The sequence below is a fragment of the Candidatus Proelusimicrobium excrementi genome (assembly GCF_937881865.1).
In the GTDB taxonomy this organism is placed as follows: domain Bacteria; phylum Elusimicrobiota; class Elusimicrobia; order Elusimicrobiales; family Elusimicrobiaceae; genus Proelusimicrobium; species Proelusimicrobium excrementi.
Window position 1 is genome coordinate 1 of the sequence record NZ_CALGEO010000059.1, and the last position, 2,185, is coordinate 2,185.

The window sequence follows — 2,185 nt, forward strand, 5'->3', positions numbered from 1 at the left end:
GCAATGGACGACGGGCTCCTGGGGGACATGCACATGCAGCAAAACTTGTCCCGGCGGACAGGTTTTGGATTCGGGCACTTGCAATTGCTGCAATTACGGATGTTATATAGCTAGTAACAAGTCAAACACTAATTATCCTTGCAATTGCATCTCAGGCAACTACGCCTATGGAATAACCTGCTGTACGATGACTAACGGAAACGAGTTCTATCTGCCTGTTTCTTACAGCAGTTGTTCCGCTTTTGCGAGCGCTATGGGGCTTAGTTTGAATACCAGCGTAGCAGCTCATGCGTGCGGTAAATTTTAATTTTCAGGGCTGAAAAGCCCCTCTCAACTAACCGCCCCGCCAAAGCGCAAGCTAAGGCGGGGTTTTTATGTTTTTTATATAATATTACTATGAACTTGAGCGCGCAAGACCGTGTAAAACAAACGGAGAAAATAACTTATATTTGTATGTTCGGCAATATAGCGCTTGCCGTACTTAAAATACTGACGGGTATATTCGGCGCAAGCGCCGCAATGATTGCCGACGGCGTACATTCTTTTTCCGATTTGGTTACCGATATAGTGCTTCTTGTCGGCGTGCATTTGGGCAGTGCGCCGGAAGATGAAGAACATCCTTACGGGCACGGGCGTTTTGAAACATTTTCGGCATTAATAATCGCCGTCGTGCTGATACTGGCCGCTTTTTGGCTGTTTTACGGCGGGGTTAAAGCTGTTTACGCTTCTTTTAAAGGGGCATTGCTGCCCGCGCCTTATTATATTTCCTTAATTATGGCAGTTATATCAATAATTGCAAAGGAAGCCATGTATCGATATACGGTAAGAGTCGGGCGAAGAATAAATAGCACCGCTTTGATATCAAACGCATGGCATCACAGAAGCGACGCTTTTTCCTCTTTAGGCGTGCTTGTCGGCATTGCGGGCGCGATGTTCTTGGGGCCTAAATGGAGATTGCTTGATCCGCTTACGGCCGCATTGGTCAGCTTATTTATTGCGGCGGTGGGGTTTAAAATTTTTAAAATGGCCATATCTGAATTTCTCGACGCCTCCCTTCCCAAAAGCAGCTTGGATACGATAAAGAAAGTCTGCCTTTCCGTAGAAGGTGTGCAAAACCCGCATGAAATAAAAACCCGCAAAGTGGGCTACCGCGCCGTTATAGAGCTGCATATAGACTTGCCTAAAGAAACTCCTTTTGAAACCGTCCACACGAAGATGTCGGAAATAGAAGAAAAGTTAAAAGCCGAATTCGGGGAAGGCTCAATAATTTCAATTCATCCCGAACCTTTGCCTTAAATTGTAATTTTTGAAGCACATTTCCGATATGTTTTTATTTATTTAGGCTTCTTGGATTTTATGAGGGCGGGCCCAGCCTTATTTATTGGTCTTGACAGTATAACCTGGCGGAACATCCGCAGTATTTTTTTACAAATATATAAAATTAAAAATCCCGCGTTACTTGGTAACGCGGGATTCTTAACTGAAAAGTAAGCTGGAGCTTAAGCTTTTACTTCCTCTTCTTTTTGGCCGGGCAATGCCGCAAGCTGTTTGTAAAGGTTGCGCCTGTAAGCGTATTCCGCTTCCGCAATCTTAAGCAGCTGTTCGGCTCTGGCCGGGTTGTTTTTCATCAAGGCTTTGAACCTGTTTTCGCCGGACATAAAGTCCTTCAAAGCGATTGTAGGTTCGCCGCTGTCGACTTTAAGAGGATTAAGCCCCTGCGCTTTCAAAGCCGGGTTGTAGCGGTAAAGTATCCATCTTCCGCTCTGTACGGCTTTTTTGGCTTCGAGCAGGCCTTTGCTCATGTCGATACCGTGCGCGATGCAGTGCGCATAGGCGATTACGAGTGCCGGGCCGTCATAGGCTTCGGCTTCAGCCAAGGCTTGTACGGCTTGGTTCATATTTGCGCCCAAGCAGATTTGGGCTACATAAATGTTGCCGTAAGTCATGGCTATCATACCGAGGTCTTTCTTCTTAACCTTCTTACCGGAAGCAGCGAACTTCGCGATAGCTCCGGCAGGAGTAGCCTTTGAAGACTGTCCGCCTGTGTTAGAGTAAACCTCTGTGTCGAGTACGAGGATGTTCACATTCTCGCCTGAAGCAAGCACGTGGTCGAGTCCGCCGTATCCGATATCATAAGATGCACCGTCACCACCGATGATCCACTGGCTGCGTGCAGGGATGAATG

The 2,185-nt window shown here is 46.8% G+C and carries 3 protein-coding genes; 2 read left to right on the top strand and 1 reads right to left on the bottom strand.

The annotated features are described in order from the left end of the window. Together ACQY26_RS03035 and ACQY26_RS03040 are read left to right on the top strand one after the other, a co-directional pair. Positions 1 to 307, top strand: a 307-nt coding sequence (locus ACQY26_RS03035; protein WP_428047617.1) for a hypothetical protein, incomplete at its 5' end; no start/stop codon positions are given. A gap of 89 nt (positions 308 to 396) precedes the next feature. Next, positions 397 to 1,296, top strand: coding sequence for a cation diffusion facilitator family transporter (locus tag ACQY26_RS03040; protein ID WP_428047618.1), 900 nt, complete (start codon positions 397 to 399; stop codon positions 1,294 to 1,296). A gap of 203 nt (positions 1,297 to 1,499) precedes the next feature. On the opposite strand, the gene ACQY26_RS03045 is transcribed toward ACQY26_RS03040, so the two are convergent. Further along, positions 1,500 to 2,185 (bottom strand): thiamine pyrophosphate-dependent enzyme (locus ACQY26_RS03045; protein WP_428047620.1); only part of this gene is annotated, 686 nt, incomplete at its 5' end.

What these genes read in the sequence shown, in the direction of transcription:
- ACQY26_RS03040 (WP_428047618.1), top strand. Translation starts at nt 397, where the DNA reads ATGAACTTGAGCGCGCAAGACCGTGTAAAACAAACGGAGAAAATAACT.